Source organism: Klebsiella michiganensis (assembly GCF_015139575.1).
Classification (GTDB): domain Bacteria; phylum Pseudomonadota; class Gammaproteobacteria; order Enterobacterales; family Enterobacteriaceae; genus Klebsiella; species Klebsiella michiganensis.
Genome location: NZ_AP022547.1, coordinates 2,207,218 through 2,227,596, shown reverse-complemented (window position 1 = coordinate 2,227,596; position 20,379 = coordinate 2,207,218). Strand labels below are relative to the sequence as shown.

At 57.8% G+C, this 20,379-nt stretch carries 22 protein-coding genes; 13 read left to right on the top strand and 9 right to left on the bottom strand.

Annotated features, from left to right (window positions below; translation table 11 throughout):
• Nucleotides 1–55 precede the first annotated feature (55 nt).
• The 3 genes from rsmF (at nt 56) to JLG71_RS10550 (ending at nt 2,133) form a co-directional block, all read left to right on the top strand.
• The gene (rsmF, locus tag JLG71_RS10560) at nt 56–1,489 is read left to right on the top strand and encodes a 16S rRNA (cytosine(1407)-C(5))-methyltransferase RsmF (protein ID WP_042934115.1); all 1,434 of its coding nucleotides are present in this window, start codon (nt 56–58) and stop codon (nt 1,487–1,489) included.
• 115 nt (nt 1,490–1,604) lie between these two features.
• Nucleotides 1,605–1,844, top strand: a complete 240-nt coding sequence (locus tag JLG71_RS10555) for a YebV family protein (protein WP_004852069.1) — start codon at nt 1,605–1,607, stop codon at nt 1,842–1,844.
• Nucleotides 1,845–1,941: 97 nt separating this feature from the next.
• Entirely contained in the window at nt 1,942–2,133 is a 192-nt protein-coding gene (locus tag JLG71_RS10550; RefSeq protein ID WP_004122014.1) for a YdfD/YebW family protein, read from the top strand.
• Here JLG71_RS10550 and pphA read toward each other — a convergent pair.
• Nucleotides 2,130–2,783 (bottom strand): protein-serine/threonine phosphatase, encoded by a 654-nt coding sequence (gene pphA, locus JLG71_RS10545; protein ID WP_025106137.1) that lies wholly within the window; start codon nt 2,781–2,783, stop codon nt 2,130–2,132. The two genes, JLG71_RS10550 and pphA, sit on opposite strands and share 4 nt — an antisense overlap.
• Nucleotides 2,784–2,947: 164 nt before the next feature.
• Here pphA and JLG71_RS10540 point away from each other — a divergent pair, with 164 nt between their 5' ends.
• The 7 genes from JLG71_RS10540 to JLG71_RS10510 all read left to right on the top strand — a co-directional run bounded on the left by JLG71_RS10540 (nt 2,948) and on the right by JLG71_RS10510 (nt 9,910).
• The gene (locus JLG71_RS10540) at nt 2,948–3,892 is read left to right on the top strand and encodes a VirK/YbjX family protein (RefSeq protein ID WP_200914196.1); all 945 of its coding nucleotides are present in this window, start codon (nt 2,948–2,950) and stop codon (nt 3,890–3,892) included.
• Between the two features lie 111 nt (nt 3,893–4,003).
• Nucleotides 4,004–4,147, top strand: a complete 144-nt coding sequence (locus tag JLG71_RS10535) for an Ecr family regulatory small membrane protein (protein WP_009651986.1) — start codon at nt 4,004–4,006, stop codon at nt 4,145–4,147.
• 580 nt (nt 4,148–4,727) lie between these two features.
• Nucleotides 4,728–5,279, top strand: a complete 552-nt coding sequence (locus JLG71_RS10530) for a Csu type fimbrial protein (RefSeq protein WP_200914194.1) — start codon at nt 4,728–4,730, stop codon at nt 5,277–5,279.
• A 22-nt stretch (nt 5,280–5,301) separates the two neighbouring features.
• The gene (locus tag JLG71_RS10525; RefSeq protein ID WP_004852079.1) at nt 5,302–5,820 is read left to right on the top strand and encodes a Csu type fimbrial protein; all 519 of its coding nucleotides are present in this window, start codon (nt 5,302–5,304) and stop codon (nt 5,818–5,820) included.
• A gap of 18 nt (nt 5,821–5,838) precedes the next feature.
• On the top strand, nt 5,839–6,603 hold the full coding sequence (locus JLG71_RS10520; RefSeq protein ID WP_049102470.1) for a fimbrial biogenesis chaperone: 765 nt from the start codon (nt 5,839–5,841) through the stop codon (nt 6,601–6,603).
• Between the two features lie 2 nt (nt 6,604–6,605).
• Nucleotides 6,606–8,936: a fimbria/pilus outer membrane usher protein gene (locus tag JLG71_RS10515; RefSeq protein ID WP_200914192.1), complete on the top strand. Its 2,331-nt coding sequence runs from the start codon at nt 6,606–6,608 to the stop codon at nt 8,934–8,936.
• A 14-nt stretch (nt 8,937–8,950) separates the two neighbouring features.
• On the top strand, nt 8,951–9,910 hold the full coding sequence (locus tag JLG71_RS10510) for a Csu type fimbrial protein (protein WP_088168007.1): 960 nt from the start codon (nt 8,951–8,953) through the stop codon (nt 9,908–9,910).
• A gap of 384 nt (nt 9,911–10,294) precedes the next feature.
• On the opposite strand, the gene JLG71_RS10505 is transcribed toward JLG71_RS10510, so the two are convergent.
• The 3 genes from JLG71_RS10505 to yobA are packed head-to-tail and all read right to left on the bottom strand — an operon-like array spanning nt 10,295 to nt 11,898.
• Nucleotides 10,295–10,633 carry a YebY family protein gene (locus JLG71_RS10505; protein WP_004103344.1) on the bottom strand — a complete coding sequence of 113 codons (339 nt, stop codon included), beginning with the start codon at nt 10,631–10,633 and terminating at the stop codon, nt 10,295–10,297.
• A gap of 16 nt (nt 10,634–10,649) precedes the next feature.
• Nucleotides 10,650–11,519 carry a copper homeostasis membrane protein CopD gene (copD, locus tag JLG71_RS10500; protein WP_200914191.1) on the bottom strand — a complete coding sequence of 290 codons (870 nt, stop codon included), beginning with the start codon at nt 11,517–11,519 and terminating at the stop codon, nt 10,650–10,652.
• Between the two features lie 4 nt (nt 11,520–11,523).
• The gene (gene yobA / locus JLG71_RS10495) at nt 11,524–11,898 is read right to left on the bottom strand and encodes a CopC domain-containing protein YobA (protein ID WP_014229838.1); all 375 of its coding nucleotides are present in this window, start codon (nt 11,896–11,898) and stop codon (nt 11,524–11,526) included.
• Nucleotides 11,899–12,033: 135 nt separating this feature from the next.
• Between yobA and JLG71_RS10490 the strand changes: the two genes are divergently transcribed.
• Both JLG71_RS10490 and exoX read left to right on the top strand, forming a co-directional pair.
• The gene (locus tag JLG71_RS10490; RefSeq protein WP_004103351.1) at nt 12,034–12,264 is read left to right on the top strand and encodes a DNA polymerase III subunit theta; all 231 of its coding nucleotides are present in this window, start codon (nt 12,034–12,036) and stop codon (nt 12,262–12,264) included.
• Between the two features lie 78 nt (nt 12,265–12,342).
• Nucleotides 12,343–13,002, top strand: coding sequence for an exodeoxyribonuclease X (gene exoX / locus JLG71_RS10485; RefSeq protein WP_014229839.1), 660 nt, complete (start codon nt 12,343–12,345; stop codon nt 13,000–13,002).
• Nucleotides 13,003–13,008: 6 nt separating this feature from the next.
• Here exoX and ptrB read toward each other — a convergent pair whose 3' ends face one another.
• The 3 genes from ptrB to JLG71_RS10470 all read right to left on the bottom strand — a co-directional run bounded on the left by ptrB (nt 13,009) and on the right by JLG71_RS10470 (nt 16,387).
• Nucleotides 13,009–15,069: an oligopeptidase B gene (gene ptrB / locus JLG71_RS10480; RefSeq protein ID WP_033836507.1), complete on the bottom strand. Its 2,061-nt coding sequence runs from the start codon at nt 15,067–15,069 to the stop codon at nt 13,009–13,011.
• Nucleotides 15,070–15,202: 133 nt separating this feature from the next.
• Nucleotides 15,203–15,883, bottom strand: a complete 681-nt coding sequence (locus JLG71_RS10475; protein WP_032750391.1) for a tellurite resistance TerB family protein — start codon at nt 15,881–15,883, stop codon at nt 15,203–15,205.
• Nucleotides 15,884–16,027: 144 nt separating this feature from the next.
• Nucleotides 16,028–16,387: a YebG family protein gene (locus JLG71_RS10470; RefSeq protein ID WP_025106127.1), complete on the bottom strand. Its 360-nt coding sequence runs from the start codon at nt 16,385–16,387 to the stop codon at nt 16,028–16,030.
• 135 nt (nt 16,388–16,522) lie between these two features.
• On the opposite strand from JLG71_RS10470, the gene purT reads away from it, so the two are divergent.
• Nucleotides 16,523–17,701, top strand: a complete 1,179-nt coding sequence (gene purT, locus JLG71_RS10465) for a formate-dependent phosphoribosylglycinamide formyltransferase (protein WP_064405640.1) — start codon at nt 16,523–16,525, stop codon at nt 17,699–17,701.
• A 45-nt stretch (nt 17,702–17,746) separates the two neighbouring features.
• On the opposite strand, the gene JLG71_RS10460 is transcribed toward purT, so the two are convergent.
• Both JLG71_RS10460 and edd read right to left on the bottom strand, forming a co-directional pair.
• Nucleotides 17,747–18,388, bottom strand: coding sequence for a bifunctional 4-hydroxy-2-oxoglutarate aldolase/2-dehydro-3-deoxy-phosphogluconate aldolase (locus JLG71_RS10460; protein ID WP_004103368.1), 642 nt, complete (start codon nt 18,386–18,388; stop codon nt 17,747–17,749).
• Nucleotides 18,389–18,425: 37 nt separating this feature from the next.
• A complete protein-coding gene (edd, locus tag JLG71_RS10455; RefSeq protein ID WP_025106126.1) occupies nt 18,426–20,237 on the bottom strand; it encodes a phosphogluconate dehydratase in 1,812 nt (603 codons plus the stop codon).
• Nucleotides 20,238–20,379 lie beyond the last annotated feature (142 nt).

Sequence of the window (20,379 nt, the reverse complement as noted above, 5' to 3'; positions counted from 1 at the left end):
CGCCGGAGCCTTTATGGTAAACTACGCCCCCTTTTTTCGTTGTGGTGCGCTCCCCGTGGCTCAAAACGCTGTCTATCTTCCTGAAGAATTCCTCGCTCAAATGCGTGCGGCAATGCCGACGCATCTCTCTTTTGACGACTTTATCGCCGCCTGCCAGCGCCCGCTGCGGCGAAGCATTCGCGTCAATACGCTGAAAATCACGGTGGCTGATTTTTTGCAGCTGGTCGCCCCCTACCGCTGGCAGCTCACGCCGGTTCCGTGGTGCGAAGAGGGTTTCTGGATCGAGCGTGAAGATGAAGACGACCTGCCGCTGGGCAGCACGGCCGAGCACCTTAGCGGGCTGTTTTACATTCAGGAAGCCAGCTCCATGCTGCCGGTCGCCGCGCTGTTTGCCGACGGCCAGATGCCGAAGCGGGTGATGGACGTCGCCGCCGCGCCGGGTTCTAAAACCACGCAAATCGCCGCCCGCATGGGTAATGAAGGCGGCATTCTGGCCAATGAATATTCCGCCAGCCGGGTTAAAGTCCTGCACGCCAACATCAGCCGCTGTGGAATCAGCAACGTGGCGCTGACCCATTTCGATGGTCGGGTATTCGGCGCCGCGCTGCCGGAATGCTTTGACGCGATCCTGCTCGACGCCCCCTGCTCCGGCGAAGGGGTAGTACGTAAAGATCCCGATGCGCTGAAAAACTGGTCGCCGGAAAGCAACGCGGAAATTGCGGTGACCCAGCGCGAGCTGATTGACAGCGCGTTTCACGCCCTTCGCCCCGGCGGGACGCTGGTTTACTCCACCTGTACCCTGAACCGGCAAGAAAACGAAGAGGTGGTCAACGGGCTGCTGGCGCGCTATCCGCAGGCGGTAGAAGTCGTGCCGCTCGGCTCACTGTTCCCGCAGGCCAGCGAAGCCCTCACCGAGGAGGGCTTCCTGCACGTCTTCCCGCAGATTTTTGACTGCGAAGGGTTCTTCGTCGCCCGTTTACGTAAAACCGCGGCCATCGACCCGCTCCCGGCGCCGGGTTATAAAGTGGGGAAATTCCCCTTCACGCCGCTTAAAACCCGCGAATCCGCCGCCGTAATTGCCGCCGCCGCCGCCGTCGGTTTGCAGTGGACCGCCGACCATACGCTCTGGCAGCGCGATAAAGAAATCTGGTTATTCCCACAGGCGCTCGAAGCGTTATTCGGCAAAGTGCGCTTTTCCCGCATCGGCATTCGGCTCGCCGAAACCCATAACAAAGGCTACCGCTGGCAGCACGAAGCGGTGATTGCGCTTGCCGCGCCGGCCGCTCCCCTGGCGCTGACGGAGGCCGAAGCGGAAGAGTGGTATCGCGGTCGCGATATCTATCCTGAAACGCTCCCGCAGAAGGATGATGCGATTGTCACCTATCAGGGCGCGCCGATCGGGCTGGCGAAAAAAGTCGGGTCGCGTTTAAAAAATAGCTATCCCCGCGAACTGGTGCGTGACGGTAAGCTTTTTAGCAAAAAAGCGTGATGGCGCGTCGAAAAACAGCATTTTTTCACTGGCGCTTTACGCCCGTTTGTCTACGCTGAAAAATGGCGGCCTTAACTGGTCGTACCACAACTCAGCAGACAAACGGGGTGAATTTATGGCCAAAACTAACGTACGTATCGGCGCGTTTGAGATAGACGACGCCGAACTGCACGGCGAACAGCAGGGAGAGCGAACGTTAAGCATCCCCTGCAAATCCGATCCGGATTTATGCATGCAGCTTGATGCATGGGACGCGGATACCAGCGTACCCGCCATACTTGATGGTGAACATTCCGTCCTCTACCGTAAGCACTACGATCGCCAGTCCGATGCCTGGGTCATGCGCCTCGCCTGACTCAATTGAACCCGTCGCCTGAGACGGGTTATTTATTTCCCCGCTTCTCCGTCATCTCCTACACTTAACGCTATGTTTTTCAGGATATGAGGCTCGGATGTTTGCCTTAGTGCTGTTTATTTGTTACCTGGACGGCGGCTGTGAAGATATCGTTGTCGATGTTTACGATAACGAGCGGCAGTGCACAACGGCCATGGACGATCAGCGGATACGCCACGGCGGCTGCTTTCCGGTAGAAGATTTTATCGATAGTTTCTGGCTTCCCGCCCGAGAATACAGCGATTTTTAGCCTGCCAGCTGTAGCGCCACCAGGGTTAGCTCTCCACCAAACACGGCCCCCGTATCGATATAGTGCTGGTTATCGCTGTCGTAGCGTCGTTTCAGCGGCGTATGGCCGAACCAGAAATGGTCAGCGCCGGCAATCGCGCCGTGACGCCCGGCGAGGTGGTCGGTAAGACGCTGCCGACGCCACAGCACCTGGTGCTCATCAACAACGCGCTGCCAGCGATAAACCGCGGCGGGGTAATCAGCGTGGGCAATCACGTGCACCTGCTCACCGCTGTGGAGTTCAATAATCAGCGGCAGTCGGCGGCAGCGGGCAATAAGCGCCGTAAGGCGTTGCTTTTGGCTCGCCGCACGCTGCGTATACCAGTCGCCTCCGTTCATCTCCCAGAGCCTCATATCGCCGTCGGCAAGCGCCTCCAGCGCCATCTGTTCATGGTTTCCACGCACCGCGTAAACCCAGCGATAGCGCAGTAAATCCAGACACTCCGCGCTTTGTGGCCCACGATCGATCAGATCGCCCACCGAAAGAAGCAGATCCTGGTAAGGGTCAAACTTGCGCTCACGAAGGGCCGCCATCAGGCGTGCGAAACAGCCGTGCAGGTCGCCCACCAGCCAGATATTACGCCAGTCGCAACCGTAAATACGCTGATACATATTTCGTCCTCCTCGCATAATTATAGGAAAACCCTGCGGCTTCACCGCCCGTAAATTGGCACCTCAATCGATTTTAAACGAAAGCCAAATATAGTCCGGCCGGGCATTAAGCTCCCCACGATATATCCATAGAATAGAGGCTAAATAACACCGAGGTATTCATCGTGACGGATAACAGCCTGCATTCAGCCAGCGTAGTTGAGCGACGCCCAAATCTCATTGCCGATCTGGTGATGGGCCGGATCACCCCCGCCCCCATCTGGCAACAACGTCATTACCGGCTTAAGTTTTTACTGCGCACGGCATTATTTTATGCGCCAACGCGCAGCATGCTGGAGAGCCTGTCGGCGCGTGCGGATTTCAATCAGCTGCTCGCCGCTCAGGTGACGCTGCCGGGCAAAGTCCATCGCCAGTATTTAACCCGCGGGTTAAACGCCAGCCAGCGCGCTCAGGCCATTATCAGCCACTATCAGTTCGTTGATTCCCTTGGCGCCTCGCGCCTCGCCGGGGCCATGACCGCCGCGAAAGATGTGCCGCTGCTTGAGCTGACAGGCAAAGACGACAGCCGGTTTACGCTCTCCGCGTCCTCGGCGGGCAAAGCCGAACGCGAGGGCGAAACGACGCTGTGGCTGCGCGATAGCGATGAGATTGTGCTTGCCAGCTCGACCTTTAGCGTCACCCGCCAGCAGGAGCAATGGCAGTTGACTATCGGCGGCCTGCAGGGGCCACGCAGCACCGTTCCGCACGAAGTGATTAAACGGGCGACCCGCGCCTGCTACGGCCTGTTCCCGAAACGCCTGCTGATGGAATTTATCTGGTTAATGGCGGCGCGTTGCAACATTCATCACATTTACGGGGTCAGCGACAGCGGCCACGTCTTCCGCGCGCTGCGCTATCGGCTGAGTAAAGGGCGCCATTTTCACGCCAGCTATAACGAGTTCTGGCACTCTATCGATGGGGTCGCCGACGGCGCCTGGCGCTGGCGCCTGCCGCTGCAGCTGGAAAGAAAGACGCTTGAGAGCATCGCCAGTAAGAAACGCGCCGAATATCGTCGCCGCTTCCAGCTGCTGGATGATATGGCCGCTCAGATGGCGATACTTATGGATTAGCTCTCCCGCCGCTTCGCCAACGCCGTTTAGCACAACGGCGTTTGCATCTTCAACGGCGCTTTAGTTACTATCATAACTTCGTTGTACTCCTTGCGGACGGCTAGTGAAGTTATGAGCAAAACAGAATTACTCCTGCTGGCTATCCTGTTGATTATTTTGACCGCTGCTCTGTGGTTTATTTTTAGCGGACAAATATGGTTTCTGGTGAGCTTTCTGGAAACATGGCTGTACCCCTCTTTTGTGGCGCCAGAATAAATCGTTGCCCATTATTTTCACGCCGTCGTTCGCCCCCTTCGCCTCCCTGACAATAACCCATAGCGCGATCAGAAGAATAACCGCCAAAAAAGTGAAAAACCGTCTCTTATCTATTATTTCATTTGTCATACAAATGTGTATACTGGGTCACTTCCGATGTTGGCCCGTAAAGTTCACCTGCACTATGGGCCTGATTTTGTGCAGGTGTTTTCTCCTCGCCCTTGCTCAACGGCGCCTCCAGTGTCTATACCCGCCTTTTTGTCCAGATTTTTTGTTGCAAACTTTGCGCCAGATTGTGATTTAAGAAAAAATCGCCCTATTTTCACGCCCCTTCAAAACACAATTAAAAAAACATAACACCAACAATTAATTAACAAAAAGAGTTTGCATCCATATAAAAGGCATAAATGCAGAATAAAAATCCAATAAAAAACACATAACCAGCCATAAATACAAAATTACACATATCTTGCAGGAGTAGTTATACGTTAACCAATAAAACCGCGGCACTTAATCGGTGACCAACGTCTATCGCTACATTGTTGTTTTTCTTCAGCGGCTTTCCACTAAGAGGTTCTCTATGAACGTCACAACGATCTCGCGCAGTCTCCTGAGCGGCTTACTGAGCGCCATAGTTATTCTTCAACCGGCTTCTGCAGCGGGAACCTTAAGCGGCCAGATTGGCGTCCAGGTGACGCTCGGCAGCGGATGCAGCGTATCGAATGTCCGCAATGGCGAAAACAACCGCTGGGGCAACATTAATTTCGGCTCCTATGGCGATTTAGCCAACTCCATTGATGCGGAGATCACCGGCAGCGGCGGCGGAAGCGCCCTAACCGTGACCTGCACCGAGGATCTTGCCTCGACCCTGACGCTTGACGGCGGCCAGTCTGGCGATGCTGCGCTGCGCTATATGAAAAACGCCGGTGGCACCCAGCAGATTGCCTATCGGCTCTATTCGGATGCCGCCCGCAATAACGAAATCCTGCCTGGCGGCACGATACCTATCGTTGGCACAGGGAATCCACAGGCGATTCCTGTTTTTGCCCGCATTCGCCCCGAAGACCAGAGCGTCAACGCGCCGACAGCCGATGTGTATGACGACATTGTCACCGCGACCTTAGCCTGGTAACCGCATAAGGAAAATGGGCGTCATGCTTCGACCAGAGTGGCTTACATTACTTCTGCTTTTTACCTCGGGCGCCCATGCCGCCGTTGCCCAAAAGACGTTCAAAGTCTCCGCGCAGATAACCGCAGGCTGCGCGCTGGGCGCCGGGGACGGCTCCCAAACGACGGACTTCGGCACGCTGAATTTTGGCACCCTGTCATCGCTTTACAGCAACGTGGATGTCGCGAGTACCGCCGGCGCAGGTTCCATCATCGTGACCTGCACGCCCGGCACCGCTATTTCAATCGCCCTCGACTATGGCGTCAACGGCGGCTCAGCCACTCAGCGCTACATGTCGAACGGCAACAGCAGCACGCTGGCGTACCAGCTTTATCAGGACGCCAACCGCGCTAACGTTTGGGGCAGCAGTACGCTGGCCCTGAGCGTCGCATCCTTTCCGAGCACCACGCAAACCTACACGGTTTATGGCCGCCTTTTTGCCACGAATGGCTTCCCGGCGGTGGGCTCCTATACCGACACGGTCACCGTCACGCTGACCTATTAGATAATTCACAGGTTAACTATGATTCGCTGTAGATTTGCGCCGTTTATATTCGCTTTATTGCTTCCCTCATCCGTGCTGGCCGCCAGCTCCGTTCTGGTATGGCCGATATTTCAAACGATCGAAAGCCATGAAACAGGGTCTGAACTGTGGCTGGAGAATCGCGGCAGCGCGCCGGTTAATTTGCAGCTGCGCGTGTTTGCCTGGGATCAAAAAGCATCAGCGGACGTCTACGCCGATCAGCGGGATGTTGTCGCCAGTCCGCCTTTTACCACGGTAGCGCCGGGGCAGCGCCAGCTGGTGCGGCTCATGCGCGTCGCCCCCATCGCAAACGGCAAAGAGCAGTCCTATCGCATTGTTATCGATGAGATCCCTGCCGCGCAACCCGCGGCGCAGACGGAACAGAACGCCGCCGGGCTGAAAATGCGCATGCGCTATGTCCTGCCGCTGTTTACCTATGGGCAGGGCGTCACGCCGCTAAAGAACGCGGGTTCAGTCGAACCGGTAAGGGCCACGCTGCGCTGGTCGCTCTCGCAGCAAAATAACCGCCAGACGCTGTGCATCGAAAACAGAGGCAATCAGCACGCGCGCCTCAGCGCGGTTTACTGGGCGAACGCGAGCGGCAAGGGGCGCATTCCCCAGGCTAATGGTCTTCTCGGCTACGTTCTGGCGCAGAAAAAGAGCTGTTTCCCGAGCGCCGGAAACGCTTCCGTGCCGTCAGGAATGCATCTGTTCGCGAAATTAACGGATAACGGTCAGGCGGTGGAAATTCCGGCGAATCGTTAAAAATGAGAGATCTGAAAAGGACGGCGTCCGGGGGGCTGCTGGCGATGGCGTCGGTAACGGCCTGCGCCGCGACCTATGATTCCCTGCCTGCGCCTGCGGCATCCTACGGCGAAAAGCAGGAGTACGAGCTGTACCTCAGCGTATCGGTCAACGGCAATATTCTTGCCGGCGCCGTTCCGGTAAAGGTCAACGCTGGCCACTACTGGATCGCGGCCAGCGTGTTGCAGCAAGCGCATATTCCCCTGCAGACCGGCGACGCGCTGGTTGATGTGACGACGCTACCCTCGGTGAAAGTGGAATATGACCAGCCGGGTCAGATCCTCAAGCTCCAGGTTCCGGACAAATGGCTCCCCGAGCAGCACATCGGGGGGACTACGGAACAACCTGGCCAGACCGCGATAAGCAGCCCGGGAATTTTATTTAACTACGACGCTTACAGCCTCTTTTCATCCGGCGGTTCGCAAACCACCAGCACCTTCACCGAAACGCGCCTTTTCGGCCCGCCGGGCGTCCTTTCCAATAACGCCGTGATTCGGCAAAACTGGTCTTCGACGGGCTACGAGCAGCAGGGCTATATGCGCTACGACACCCTGTGGAAGTACAGCGATAGCGACCAAATGATTAGCTACCAGGCCGGGGACGTGGTCAGTAACGCCCTGACGTGGAGCAGTTCCGTGCGCATGGGGGGGCTACGCCTGAGCCGCAACTTCAGCGTTCGCCCGGATCTGGTGACATATCCGCTGCTTAACTTATCCGGCAGCGCGGCGGTTCCTTCAAGCGTCGATCTGTTTATTAACGGCTATAAGAGCAGCTCTGCGCAAATCAATGGCGGCCCCTATACGCTGACCAACGTTCCCTGGATCAGCGGCGCCGGCGAAGCCACCGTAGTGACCACCGACGCTCTGGGTCGCCAGGTCTCCACCAGCATCCCTTTTTATGTCTCCAATACCCTGCTGCGGGAAGGACTGAGCGATTTTGATTTCACCCTCGGCGCCCTGCGCAACAACTACGGTATCAGGAGTGCCGATTATGGCGCCGGCGCGGTAAGCGCTATTTATCGCTACGGATTCAACAACTGGCTCACGCTTTCGACGCATACCGAAGACCGCGAAGGGTTAACCAATGCCGGCATTGGCAGCGATATCGGCGTGGGGAATCTGGGCACCCTCAGCCTGTCGGGCAGCGCCAGCCGTGGCGAGGGAGACGGAAACCAGTTCACCTCGGGTTACTCTTACTATGGCAGTAGCTGGGGAGTGAGCTATCAACATATCCGCCGCAGCACCGGCTACGACAACCTCAGCACCTATGGGTCTACCGCCACGCTCAGCCGTCAGTCAGACCAGGCCACGCTGAGCCTGAGTCCATGGGGACGAACCCTCGGTTCTTTTAGCATTGGCTACTTTGATATCAAAGCCGAGGATAATTCGCGCACCCGGCTGCTGAACCTCTCCTGGAGCCGCGGCCTGTGGCTCAGCAGCAGCCTCAGCCTGAGCGTCAACCGCGATCTGCAGGAAGGTAGCTACGCCAGCATGCTGCAGGTCATCATCCCTTTCGATTCGCAAACCTCCGTCCAGCTAAGCGGCCAGCGCGCCAGCGCCGGACAATGGGGAGAAAATATCAGCGTCAGCCGCTCTGCTCCGGCAGAAGGCGGGCTGGGCTGGAACCTCGCCCATTCGATCGGCGGCGATAACTATAGTCAGGCGGATCTGACCTGGATCAACCGCGTGTCAACGCTGAGCGGAGGCTACTACGGGTCGCGCGACGATCGTCACAGCTGGTTTGAGGCCGCGGGCTCGGTGGTGCTGATGGATAACAGTCTGTTTTTCGCCCGGCAAATTAACGACGCCTTTATCGTCGTCTCCACCGGCAACTACCCGAATATTGCGGTGAATTATGAAAATCGCAAAGTCGGCGTGACCGATAAAAATGGTCATCTGCTGATCCCGTGGGCGACGGCGTGGTATCCGGGGAAAGTCACCCTCGATACGCTACCGCTGCCAACGGACACCGAAGCTCTGACGGTGGAGAAACGCATCGCCGTGCGCGAAGGCAGCGGAGCGCTGGTCGATTTCCCGGTGAACCGCGTGCGCTCGGCAACCCTCGTCTTCGTCGATGCCAGGGGGCAACCGCTGCCGGTCGGTACGCCGGTCGAGGAGGTTAACAGCAAGCAGCGCGGCCTGGTGGGCTATGACGGCGTAGTCTGGTTCTCGCATCTTGGACGCCACAACGAAGTCAAAATAAACGCCGGAGAGCTTCGATGCAGCGTCCAGTTCGAACTTCCGTCCTCAACGCCGGTTCCGCAGCGGATAGGTCCAGTCAGCTGCCCCTCTTAACAACGGAGATAACGTTGAAAAGTATTATCCTCGTATTCGCGATGCTCTTAGCGCTCGGGCAAGCCAGCACCGCGCTGGCCGCCTGCAGTATCAAAACCAGTGCGCCAGCGATCGGCCCGGTCGATTCCTTTGCGCTCAACAGCGCGCCTCAGGGCGTGATGGCCGGCGCGGGGTTTTACTGCACCCCGGAACTGGTGGCGCTGAACTCAACCAATACGTTAAGCGCCACTCTGGCGTCGGCCAACAAGAGCAACGGCGTTCCGCGGCTGCTTAATGGCGCGGGCGATGCCATCCCTTATAGCGTCTGTTCTGACGCCTCGTGCTCGCCGGCCTATCAGGACGGCGGCGTGATTAGCTGGTCCAGAACAACGCTGCTCGAACTGCTGGGTTTATTTAACTCAAGCGATGGCACCATGCCGCTCTACTTCAGAACCACGCCGGGAGCCAACGTCCCCGCCGGTACCTATACCGATGTGTTAACCATCACCTGGGTGTACCGATTCTGCTACGTCGGGCTCGATCTGCTGGGCATTAAGATATGTATTCCGAATAACGGAACCCTGACCTCTACGGTCAACGTGTCGGTGAAGGTGACCAATGTTTGCTATATCGACAGCGCGCCGGACGTCGAATTTGCCTCTGCCGCCCTTCCGTCCGGTTTTAGCCAGTACAGCGGCCAGCTTGCCATCCGCTGCACTAAAAACGCGGCCTACACCGTCAACCTCACCAGCACTAACGCCAGCGTCGGCGACTGGCGGCAGATGAGCCAGCCCATTGCGAACCAACCAACCGCCTGGCTGCAGTATCAGTTTTACCAGCCCAACGGCAGCGCCTGGACGGAAAGCAACAATCTCAGCGTAACCGGCTCCGGCGCCGCGCAGTCCGCGAACTACACCCTCAAGATTAACCCGACCCAGAGCAACCAGCCTGCGGGAACCTACAGCGATACCGTACTGGTGACCGTGAGCTACTAAAACGTTAGCAGACGATTTTTTGTAAAAGAAATGTTTAGGAAATTATTGTTGTGGTATAAGAAAAAAGCCCCGAAAAAAGCGACTGGGGTTTTGCAATGGAATCTGCGGTTTGTGAAAAACAGATAAAAAGAGACCGAACACGATTCCTGTATTCGGTCCAGGGAAATGGCTCTTGGGAGAGAGCCGTGCGCTAAAAGTTGGCATTAATGCAGGCTAAGTCGCCTTGCCTTATAAGAATAGTTTACCGTGTCAGGTTTTCCAGTCCGCGACAAAAGTGGACGAATAATTCGTATCAAAATTGCTGATGCCAACAAAAAACCGCCACGCCCGGTATCGGGGGATGGCGGTTTTTTTCATGTAAATACAGCGGGATGCAGGCGGCGATCAGCAGAGCTTCTGCGCGCGCTCAATAAAGGGCGCCAGGCTCATTTTTTGTCCCGGCTGCTGCGGATCGTCAATCTGGATCACAGAAATCGGCTGCGCGTTGGTTTTACCGTCTTTCATCTGCTGTTCGGCGATGTCGTTTAGCGGGTACTGCACCAGGGTACTGGGATTAATGGCGAACAGCGCGTTGCCCGGACGGCAGGTCAGCATCACCTCTTCGCGGTTAAACGCCCAGCTCTCCTTACCCACCTCAAAGCGGCTTACGGTAATCACCTGCGGTGCCGCCAGCGCAGCGCCAGAACTTGCCAGTAACAACATTGTCAGAACGATTTTTTTCATGATTTAACCAGTTTATTCAGAAAGGTTCCCAGGTGGCAAACAGGCTGACGGCAAATAGCGCCAGCGCCCCCAGCGCAATTTCTATCTGCGTGGTGCGCACGATGGGCTGCTCCGCTCGCGTTCCGCCTGCCGACATGCGTGGCACCAGAACATACCGGTTCACCAGCGCAATTGCCACCATTGCCGCCACCAGCGCACATTTGAACAACAGCATACGCCCCCAGGGCGAGGCGCTGATAAGTCCGCCCTGGATCAGCAGCGCATTTACCACGCCGCTGGCGATGGCGCCGACAACCGCCAGATGCCCGTAGCGCGAAAAACGCATCATGTTGCAGATGGCCGCCTGCCGCCAGCGACCGTGCGCCAGGCGAAGACAGTAGATAAACGGCAGCAGACCGCCAAACCAGCTGGCCACGCAAAACAGATGAAGCGCATGGTTGGTTCGCTGCACTATCCCCAGCCAGCCATCGTTCATTGCGGCATGCCCGACGCCGGCCAACAGCAGCAGCTGAGCGCAAAACAGCACCAGCAGCAAACGTCCCGGTCGCCGGGGCTTCAGCCAGACCACCGCCAGCGCCACAAAGGCGAGTAAAATTTGCCATACCCACACGCTGCCAAACTGCGTTCCGGCCACCGCCTGCCAGATAGCCGGCTGCCAGACGTCCGGCCAGCCGTTGCCCATCAAGCCGCCCTGCGCCATCAGCATCAGCAGCGCCGACAGCGCGCTTGCTGATAATAAATAGCGCATCAGCGGATAGAAGCGCTGCATCATCAAACGACGTAAGGCCACCGGCGCCCACCATGCGCCGTAGAGGACGCAGCCGAAAGCGACGATCAGCGAAATGAAATGGATAAAGCGTAAGCTGACATAGACTCCACTCAGCATCGGCTTACTTCACGGTAAAGGTGTATTGCCCTTTCGTCTTGTGGCCATCTACGGAGACCACGTGCCAGTTAACGGTATATTCGCCCGGCGTCAACGCCTGCTCAACCGGTACCGTCAGCTGAGCCTTATTGCTGTCGCTGCGGACGGGTTTACCGAGGGTGATGGTCTTCTGCTGCGGCCCGGTGAGGGTTACGCCGCTAAACTGCGTTTCGATGCCTTCGGAGAAGTTCAGGGTCAGCGCCTGCGGTGAAGCGTTCACCACGGTATTGGCCGCCGGAAGCTGTTGTTGTAGATGGGCGTGGGCCGATGCGCCTGCTGCGGTCAGGCAACCGGCGAGAAACAGAGACAGACGCAGCGCGCGCCCGGCGATGATTGGCATAGTTGTCATTCCTTTTTGTTATGTATGTAGCACAGAGAATAACCCTGTATAATGGCGCAGTCGAGCTAAGCGTCTGAGACTTGCCTTTTTGCCGCGTGCTTAGTACTTTTTGCGGCGTTATCAGAGGAGAAACCGATGGAAAAGAACCTGGCTAAACTATCCCAGGAGGAGATGGACAAAGTGAATGTCGATCTCGCCGCGGCGGGCGTCGCGTTTAAAGAACGCTACAATATGCCGGTGGTGGCTGACTTAGTCGAAAGAGAACAGCCCGAGCATCTGCGCGGCTGGTTTCGCGAACGTCTGATCGCCCATCGACTGGCCTCCGTTTCGCTCTCTCGCCTGCCCTATGAACCGAAACAGAAATAATTCCCGTCCCCTGCGGACATCCACGTTGGCAAGACCCGCGCATTCTATTACGCTGGTTTCTTTGGCCTGGAGCGAGCCATGCTGCGCGTAATCGATACAGAAACCTGCGGATTGCAGGGAGGCATTGTTGAAATCGCCTCGGTAGATATTGTCGACGGACACATCACCAATCCCATGAGCCACCTGGTTCGCCCCGACCGGCCTATCAGCCCGCAGGCGATGGCGATTCACCATATCACCGAAGAGATGGTCGCCGATAAGCCGTGGATCGAGGAGATTGTGCCGCTGTATATGGGCAGTCCGTGGTATGTCGCCCATAACGCCAGCTTTGACCGCCGGGTGTTGCCGGAAATGCAGGGCGAGTGGATCTGCACGATGAAGCTGGCGCGCCGCCTGTGGCCAGGCATCAAGTACAGCAATATGGGGCTGTATAAATCGCGCAAGCTCAGCGTCGCGACGCCACCGGGACTGCATCATCACCGGGCGCTGTACGATTGCTATATCACCGCGGCCCTGCTGCTCGATATCATCAACACCTCCGGCTGGACGCCTGAGGAGATGGCGACCATTACCGGCCGCCCGGCGCTGCTCTCCACCTTTACCTTCGGCAAATACCGCGGCAAGCCGGTCTCGGAAGTGGCGGAAAACGATCCTGGCTATTTACGCTGGCTGTTTAATAACCTGGATCGCATGAGCCCCGAGCTGCGCCTGACGCTGAAGCACTATCTCGGGGAGTAATCGGCGCTATACCTCCGCCTGGCCCGGCAGCGTCCCCTGCGCCAGGCCAATCAGAAACGCATACTCCAGCGCCACGCCTTCATAGCTTTTGAAGCGGCCGGATTTACCGCCGTGGCCGGAATCCATATCGGTACACAGCAGCAGCAGGTTATCGTCGGTTTTCAGCTCGCGCAGTTTTGCCACCCATTTTGCCGGCTCCCAGTATTGTACCTGCGAATCATGCAGGCCCGTGGTGACCAGCAAATGCGGATACGCCTGAGCCTGCACGCCGTCGTACGGGCTGTAGCTTTTCATATAGCGGTAATAGGCTTCATCCTGCGGATTCCCCCACTCTTCAAACTCGCCGGTGGTCAGCGGAATCGACTCATCGAGCATGGTGGTGAGGACATCGACAAAGGGAACCTGGGCCACCACGCCGTGGAAGAGCTCCGGCCGCTGGTTCACCGCGACGCCCATCAGCATACCGCCGGCGCTGCCGCCCATGCCGTAGCAAAAACGCGGATCGCCGTAGCCCTGCGCCAGCAGCGCATCGCAGACGTCGAGATAATCGTTGAAGGTATTTTTCTTGCACAAAAACTTACCGTCTTCGTACCACTGCTGTCCCAGCTCGCCGCCGCCGCGAATATGGGCGATAGCGAACACAAAGCCGCGGTCGAGCAGGCTCAGGCGGCTGGCGCTGAAATCCGCATCCATGCTTGCGCCGTAGGAGCCGTAGCCGTACACCAGCAGAGGGCTGGCGCCCTTGCGGAAATGTTCATGACGGTAGACCAGCGAGACCGGGACTTCGACGCCGTCGCGGGCGTTGATCCACAGATGCTCGCTGCGGTAGTGGCTGGCATCGAACCCTTTGACTTCCTGCTGTTTCAGCACCCGCCGCTCGCCGGTATTCATATCCAGCTCAAACAGCGTATCCGGCGTCGTCATAGAGGAGTAGCCGTAGCGCAGGCGGGCGGTTTCCGGCTCCGGATTATAGGCAAGCCAGGTCACATAGGCCGGATCGTCAAAGGCAATGCCCTGGGACTCTCTTGTCTTACGATTGATCTGACGCAGGCTGGTCAGCCCGCGCTGGCGCTCTTCCACAACCAGCCAGTCGGTAAACAGGGTAAATCCTTCCAGCATGACTTCGTGACGCGGCGCGATCAGGGTCTCCCACTGCTGCTCATCGCGCAGGGTAGTACGATAAAGGCCGAAGTTCTTACCCTCACGGTTAGAGCGCAGATAGAAAGCGTGCTGATAGTGATCGAGGCTATATTCATGATCTTTACGCCGCGGTAGAAAACAGACCGGCTCGGCGTCGGTCATTTCCGCATTGAGCAGCAGCACTTCGCTGGTGGTCGCGCTGGCCAGATAGATCACCACAAACTGCTGGGAAGTCGTCTTGTGTACGCTGACGTAAAAAGTATCGTCCTGCTCTTCATACACCAGAACATCCGCACTGGCCGGCGTCCCCAGACGGTGGCGCCAGACCTGATACGGCAGCAGCGTGGTGGGATGTTTACGCACGTACCACAGGGTCTGCGAATCGTTACTCCAGGCAAAATCAGGCGAGACGTTCTCCAGCACTTCCGCAAATTGCCGGTCGTCGTTTAAGGGAAAGAAGCGCAGGCTATACTGGCGTCGGGAGAGATAGTCTTCCGCCACCGCCATCAGGCTGTTGTCGGGCGAAACGCCTAATCCGCCGAGGGTATAGAATTCGCTGCCGGCCGCACGCTGGTTGCCGTCAAGCAGGACGTCCCATTCATCCCACTCCTCTTTGACTACCGGCTGGCGTTGATAAATCGCGTACTCGCAGCCCGGTTCGTAGACCTGACGGTAACGATAGCCATTTTTGCTGTAGGGGGCTGACACTTCGCGCTGCGGAATACGGTCGATAATCTCCTTGAGTACCCTGTCCTGCAGGCTACTTTGCGAAGACATCACTTTTTTGCCGTACTCATTTTCCTGGCGCAGATAATCCAGCACTTCCGCCTGCGAGCGATCGTCATCGCGCAGCCAGTAGTAATTATCGATTCGCGTGTCGCCATGTAATGTCATGGCATGGGGGATCCGTTTCGCTTTTGGTGGCATCTGCTTATTCTTCTGCGGCTTGTATTGAGTACTAAAAATTTCAGGCTGCTTCAAAGCAGCCTGAAGGGTGACGTGACTACACAATATATAAGGGTGGCAAAAGTCGCCAGCGATGCAAGCGAAACGTGCGGATTTAGAGCGTTACGGCCTGTTTTTGCGCCTGAATATCCCGTTCGATATCCTCACGCACTTCCTGCGGGAGCTTCAGCGCTTCGCCGAGGGCGTTCAGATAGCTGCGTTCCATAAAGTGGTCAATATCAATGACCGCGCAGCTGATATAGTAAACTTCAAGCGCCTCTTGCTCGCTGCTGATGCCCTGCGCCAGGCTCTGCGGGTCGAGGGGCTGCGCCAGCGCCCGGTCAATTAACACCCGGCCCTGGACGTCGACGTTTGCCGCACGCAGCTGCTCTTCGATATTTGCCCGCTCGCGTTCGTCAATATGTCCATCGCTTTTGGCGGCGAAGACCAGCGCCATAATCAGCCGTTCGCTGCGGGCGTCGAGTTCGGCCGGTGCGGGAGATGGCGCCTGTGCGGGCGCGACATCAGCCGATGCCTGCTGCGCGCTGGCGCGCATCTTCTGCTGATATTTATTCCATAAAACGCTGCCCGCAACCGCGCCGCCGCCGACCAGCAGCGCGCCGGTGCCGTATTTGGCTAACAGCTTGCGCGATGATTTGCTGGCGACCAGCAGCCCGGCCAGCCCGCCGAGCGCGCCCGGCAGGAGTAAATTTTTGCCGCTTGATTGATCGTCAGATGAAGAAGACCGTCCCTGCTGACCCAGCAGAGACTGCAGTTGATTAAGCCAGTTAGCCATACATTTCCTCGTTGCGCGATAAGCGATACCACCAGCCTAAACGACGCGACGTCAGGAAACGTTATCGGCAGCTAAAGATGAGCAAATGTCGCGCCGGGAAGCGCGGGAGCCTGCCGCCAGAACCGCTGGTGGCGGCAGCGTAGCTCAGGCCGCTTTCGCTTTGCGCGGCTTCGCCGGCGCCGGAGCTTCAGATTCGACGACGTCGTCGGTCTTGTCGCCCTCTTCTGCTTCTGCGCGATCGGCTGGCGCCTCGGCGGCGCCCTCGGCTTCCGGCAGCTTACCGGAGCGCAAAATATGGTTGAGGGTGTCTTTACGTTCGGCCAGCCACATCGCCATGCTATCGCGCTGCTCTTCATCGAGCGTTAGCGGGCATTCAACCAGCCAGTCGTTCAGTACTTCCGCCAGATCGAGCATTTTGTCATAAGCATCGGCCTCTTTTTTGCTGGCAAAAGACATTTTTTCCTCACCTTCGCGAATCACTACATATTTAATTTCAACCGCCATGATGCAGCCTCTCAGTACTGTATTTTTATACAGTATATCAAATTTCTTCCCCGAACTCAAATGACGCGCATAAAGACATGCGCAAACGTTTTCGTTTATAATGCGGCGCATGTTTTTTTACTGCGGAAGAGAGTTATGACTGTATTAGGTACGGCACTGCGCCCTGCGGCAACAAAGGTAATGTTGTTAGGTTCCGGCGAACTGGGTAAAGAAGTGGCCATTGAATGCCAGCGCCTGGGAATTGAGACCATCGCCGTCGATCGTTACCCTGACGCTCCGGCCATGCAGGTCGCACACCGTTCGCACGTCATCAATATGCTGCACGGCGAAACGTTGCAGGCGCTGATTGAGCAGGAAAAACCTGACTTTATCGTGCCGGAAATCGAGGCCATCGCCACCGATACACTGGTCGCGCTGGAGCAGGCCGGGCAGAAAGTCGTCCCCACCGCGCGCGCGGCAAAGCTCACCATGAATCGCGAAGGGATCCGCCGCCTGGCAGCTGAAGAGCTGAAGCTGCCGACCTCCGCCTACCGTTTTGCCGACAGCGAACCCGCCTTCCGCGAAGCCGTCGCCGGGATAGGCCTGCCGTGCATCGTCAAGCCGGTAATGAGCTCATCGGGTAAAGGCCAGAGCTTTATTCATTCCAGCGAACAGCTGGCTGACGCCTGGCAGTATGCGCAGCAGGGCGGCCGCGCCGGAGCCGGACGCGTTATCGTTGAAGGCGTGGTGAATTTTGATTTCGAGATTACCCTTCTCACCGTCAGCGCCGCGGATGGCGTACACTTCTGCGCGCCGGTCGGTCATCGCCAGGAAGATGGCGACTATCGTGAATCCTGGCAGCCGCAGCAGATGAGCGCGCTGGCGCTGGAACGCGCGCAGGAAATCGCCCGTCAAGTGGTGCTGGCGCTGGGCGGCTACGGCCTGTTCGGCGTCGAACTGTTCGTCTGCGGTGATGAGGTGATTTTTAGCGAAGTCTCGCCGCGCCCGCACGACACCGGTATGGTCACGCTGATTTCACAGGACTTATCCGAGTTCGCCCTGCACGTTCGCGCCTTCCTCGGCCTGCCGATTGGCGCGATTCGCCAGTACGGCCCGGCGGCCTCGGCGGTGATCCTGCCGCAGCTAACCAGCCAGAACGTCACTTTCAGCAATATTCAGGCCGCGGTCGGCGCGGGACTGCAGCTGCGTCTGTTCGGCAAGCCGGAAATTGACGGTTCGCGTCGTCTGGGCGTGACGCTGGCGATAGCCGATAACGTTGAGGAAGCTGTTGCGCGCGCCAAAGCGGCGGCGTCAGCGGTCGTGGTCGCAGGGTAAAAAAAAGCCCGGTCGCAGACCGGGCCTCTGGTGAGTGCGCGAAGATTACTTCGCGCCTTCTACCGCCTCACGAGCCAGTTTGGTGATACGGTCGTAATCACCGGCTTCCAGCGCATCCGCCGGCACCAGCCAGGAGCCGCCGATGCACAGTACGCTGTTCAGCGCCAGATAGTCGCGATAGTTCGCCGGAGAGATGCCGCCAGTCGGGCAGAAGCGAATGTGCGCGAACGGGCCGCCAATCGCCTGCAGCGCTTTCACGCCGCCGTTTGCTTCCGCCGGGAAGAATTTGAACTCTTTCAGGCCATACTGCATACCCAGCATCAGCTCGGATACGGTGCTGATCCCCGGGATCAGCGGAATAGTGCCTTCGCCGGTCGCCGCTTTCAGCAGGGATTCGGTCAGGCCAGGGCTGATAGCAAACTGCGCGCCCGCTTCGGTCACTTCTTTCAGCTGCTCAACGTTAGTGACGGTACCGGCACCGACAATCGCTTCCGGGACTTCTTTGGCGATCGCGCGGATAGCGTCCATCGCGCACTCGGTACGCAGGGTCACTTCCAGTACGCGTACGCCGCCTGCAACCAGCGCTTTCGCCATTGGCACAGCGTGTTCCAGCTTTTTCACCACGATTACCGGTACTACCGGACCGGAGGTGAGGATTGCTTCTGCAGTTGTTTTCCAGTTTTTCATCAGATTTTCTCTCGCCAGATCTATAAATCGAATCGTCTTAAAAATTGATGCAGGTTGCGCCCTGTTCTGCTCCGGAGAGTTTCTCACGCAGCGCACCGAACATTTCCCGGCCGGTTCCCACGCGCGAACCGCTCAGGTCAGGAATATGCGCCTGACGCGCGGCCAGCTCTGCGTCATCGACCAGCAGCGTTAGCTCGCCCGTCTGGCCGTTGACGCGGATGATATCGCCATCGCGTACCTTGGCCAGCAGGCCCCCATCGTACGCTTCGGGCGTCACGTGGATTGCCGATGGCACTTTGCCTGATGCGCCGGAGAGACGACCATCGGTTACCAGCGCAATTTTGAAACGGCGGTCCAATAATACACCAAGTGGCGGCATAAGTTTATGTAATTCTGGCATGCCGTTCGCTTTTGGCCCCTGATGACGGACGACAACCACGCAATCTTTGTCGAGCAGCCCCGCTTCAAAGGCGGGCAGTACGTCATGCTGGCTCTCGAAAACCACCGCAGGAGCTTCAATAATCTGGTTTTCAACCGGCACGGCGGAGGTTTTCATGACCGCGCGTCCGAGGTTACCACTCAACACTTTGGTGCCGCCGTGGCGAGAGAACGGTTTGTCAAACGTGGCGATAACCTGTTCGTCCAGCGGCGCGGTCGCCCCTTCGCGCCAGTCAAGTTCGCCGTTATTAAGCCAGGGCTCCATGGTGTAGCGAGAGAGGCCGAAGCCGGCCACGGTGTGAACATCTTCATGCAGCAGGCCGCCTTTCAGCAGCTCGCGCACCAGCACCGGCACGCCGCCAGCCGCCTGGAAGTGGTTAATATCCGCCGGGCCGTTCGGGTAGAGGCGCGCCAGCAGCGGCACCACGTCAGAGAGATCGGAGAAATCATCCCAGTTAATGATGATCCCTGCCGCCCGCGCCATAGCCACCAGGTGCATGGTGTGGTTGGTGGACCCCCCGGTTGCCAGCAGCGCGACAATCCCATTGACCACCACTTTTTCATCAAACATTTTGCCCAGCGGCATCCACTCGTTACCGTTGCCGGTCAGGCGGGTCACCTGGCGGGCGGCGGCGGCGGTCAGCGCTTCGCGCAGCGGCGCATCCGGATGCACGAATGACGATCCGGGCAGCTGCATCCCCATAAACTCAACCACCATCTGGTTGGTATTGGCGGTACCGTAGAAGGTACAGGTGCCAGGCGCATGGTAAGACGCGGCTTCGGACTCCAGCAGCGCCATACGATCCACTTTGCCTTCCGCATAGAGCTGACGAATGCGCACTTTTTCTTTATTCGCCAGGCCGCTGGCCATCGGCCCGGAAGGGATAAAGATGGACGGCAGGTGGCCGAACGACAGCGCAGCCATCGCCAGGCCGGGGACAATTTTATCGCAGACGCCGAGGTAGAGCGCGCCGTCAAACATGTTGTGCGACAGGCCAATCGCGGCGGACATGGCAATCACTTCGCGGCTGAGCAGCGACAGCTCCATCCCATCCTGCCCCTGCGTCACGCCATCGCACATCGCCGGAACGCCGCCGGCGACCTGGCCTACCGCGTTCGCGGAGTGCAGCGCTTTGCGGATAATGTCCGGATAGCGCTCATAGGGCTGGTGGGCGGACAGCATATCGTTGTAGGAGGTAATAATGGCGATGTTATTGCGCAGCATGCTTTTCAGCGAGGCTTTGTCATCCGCCTGGCAGGCGGCAAAGCCGTGGGCCAGGTTACCGCATGCCAGCTGGGCGCGATGAACGGTGTCGGTTTTGGCCTGGTTAATCCGGGCGAGGTAGGCTTCGCGGGTATCGCGCGAGCGTTCGATGATGCGATTTGTTACCCGTAACATTTCAGAATTCATAAAGGCTCCTCAAATTTCATCTGTCCGGCCGCAGCGCTTTAGCGGTACTTTTAGGGGCTTAGGGCACCAGTACTGGGGCTCAGGGGCAAAATATCTGCAGGCAGTGTAATAAAAAAAGCCCCGGGGGTGAATCCTCCGGGGC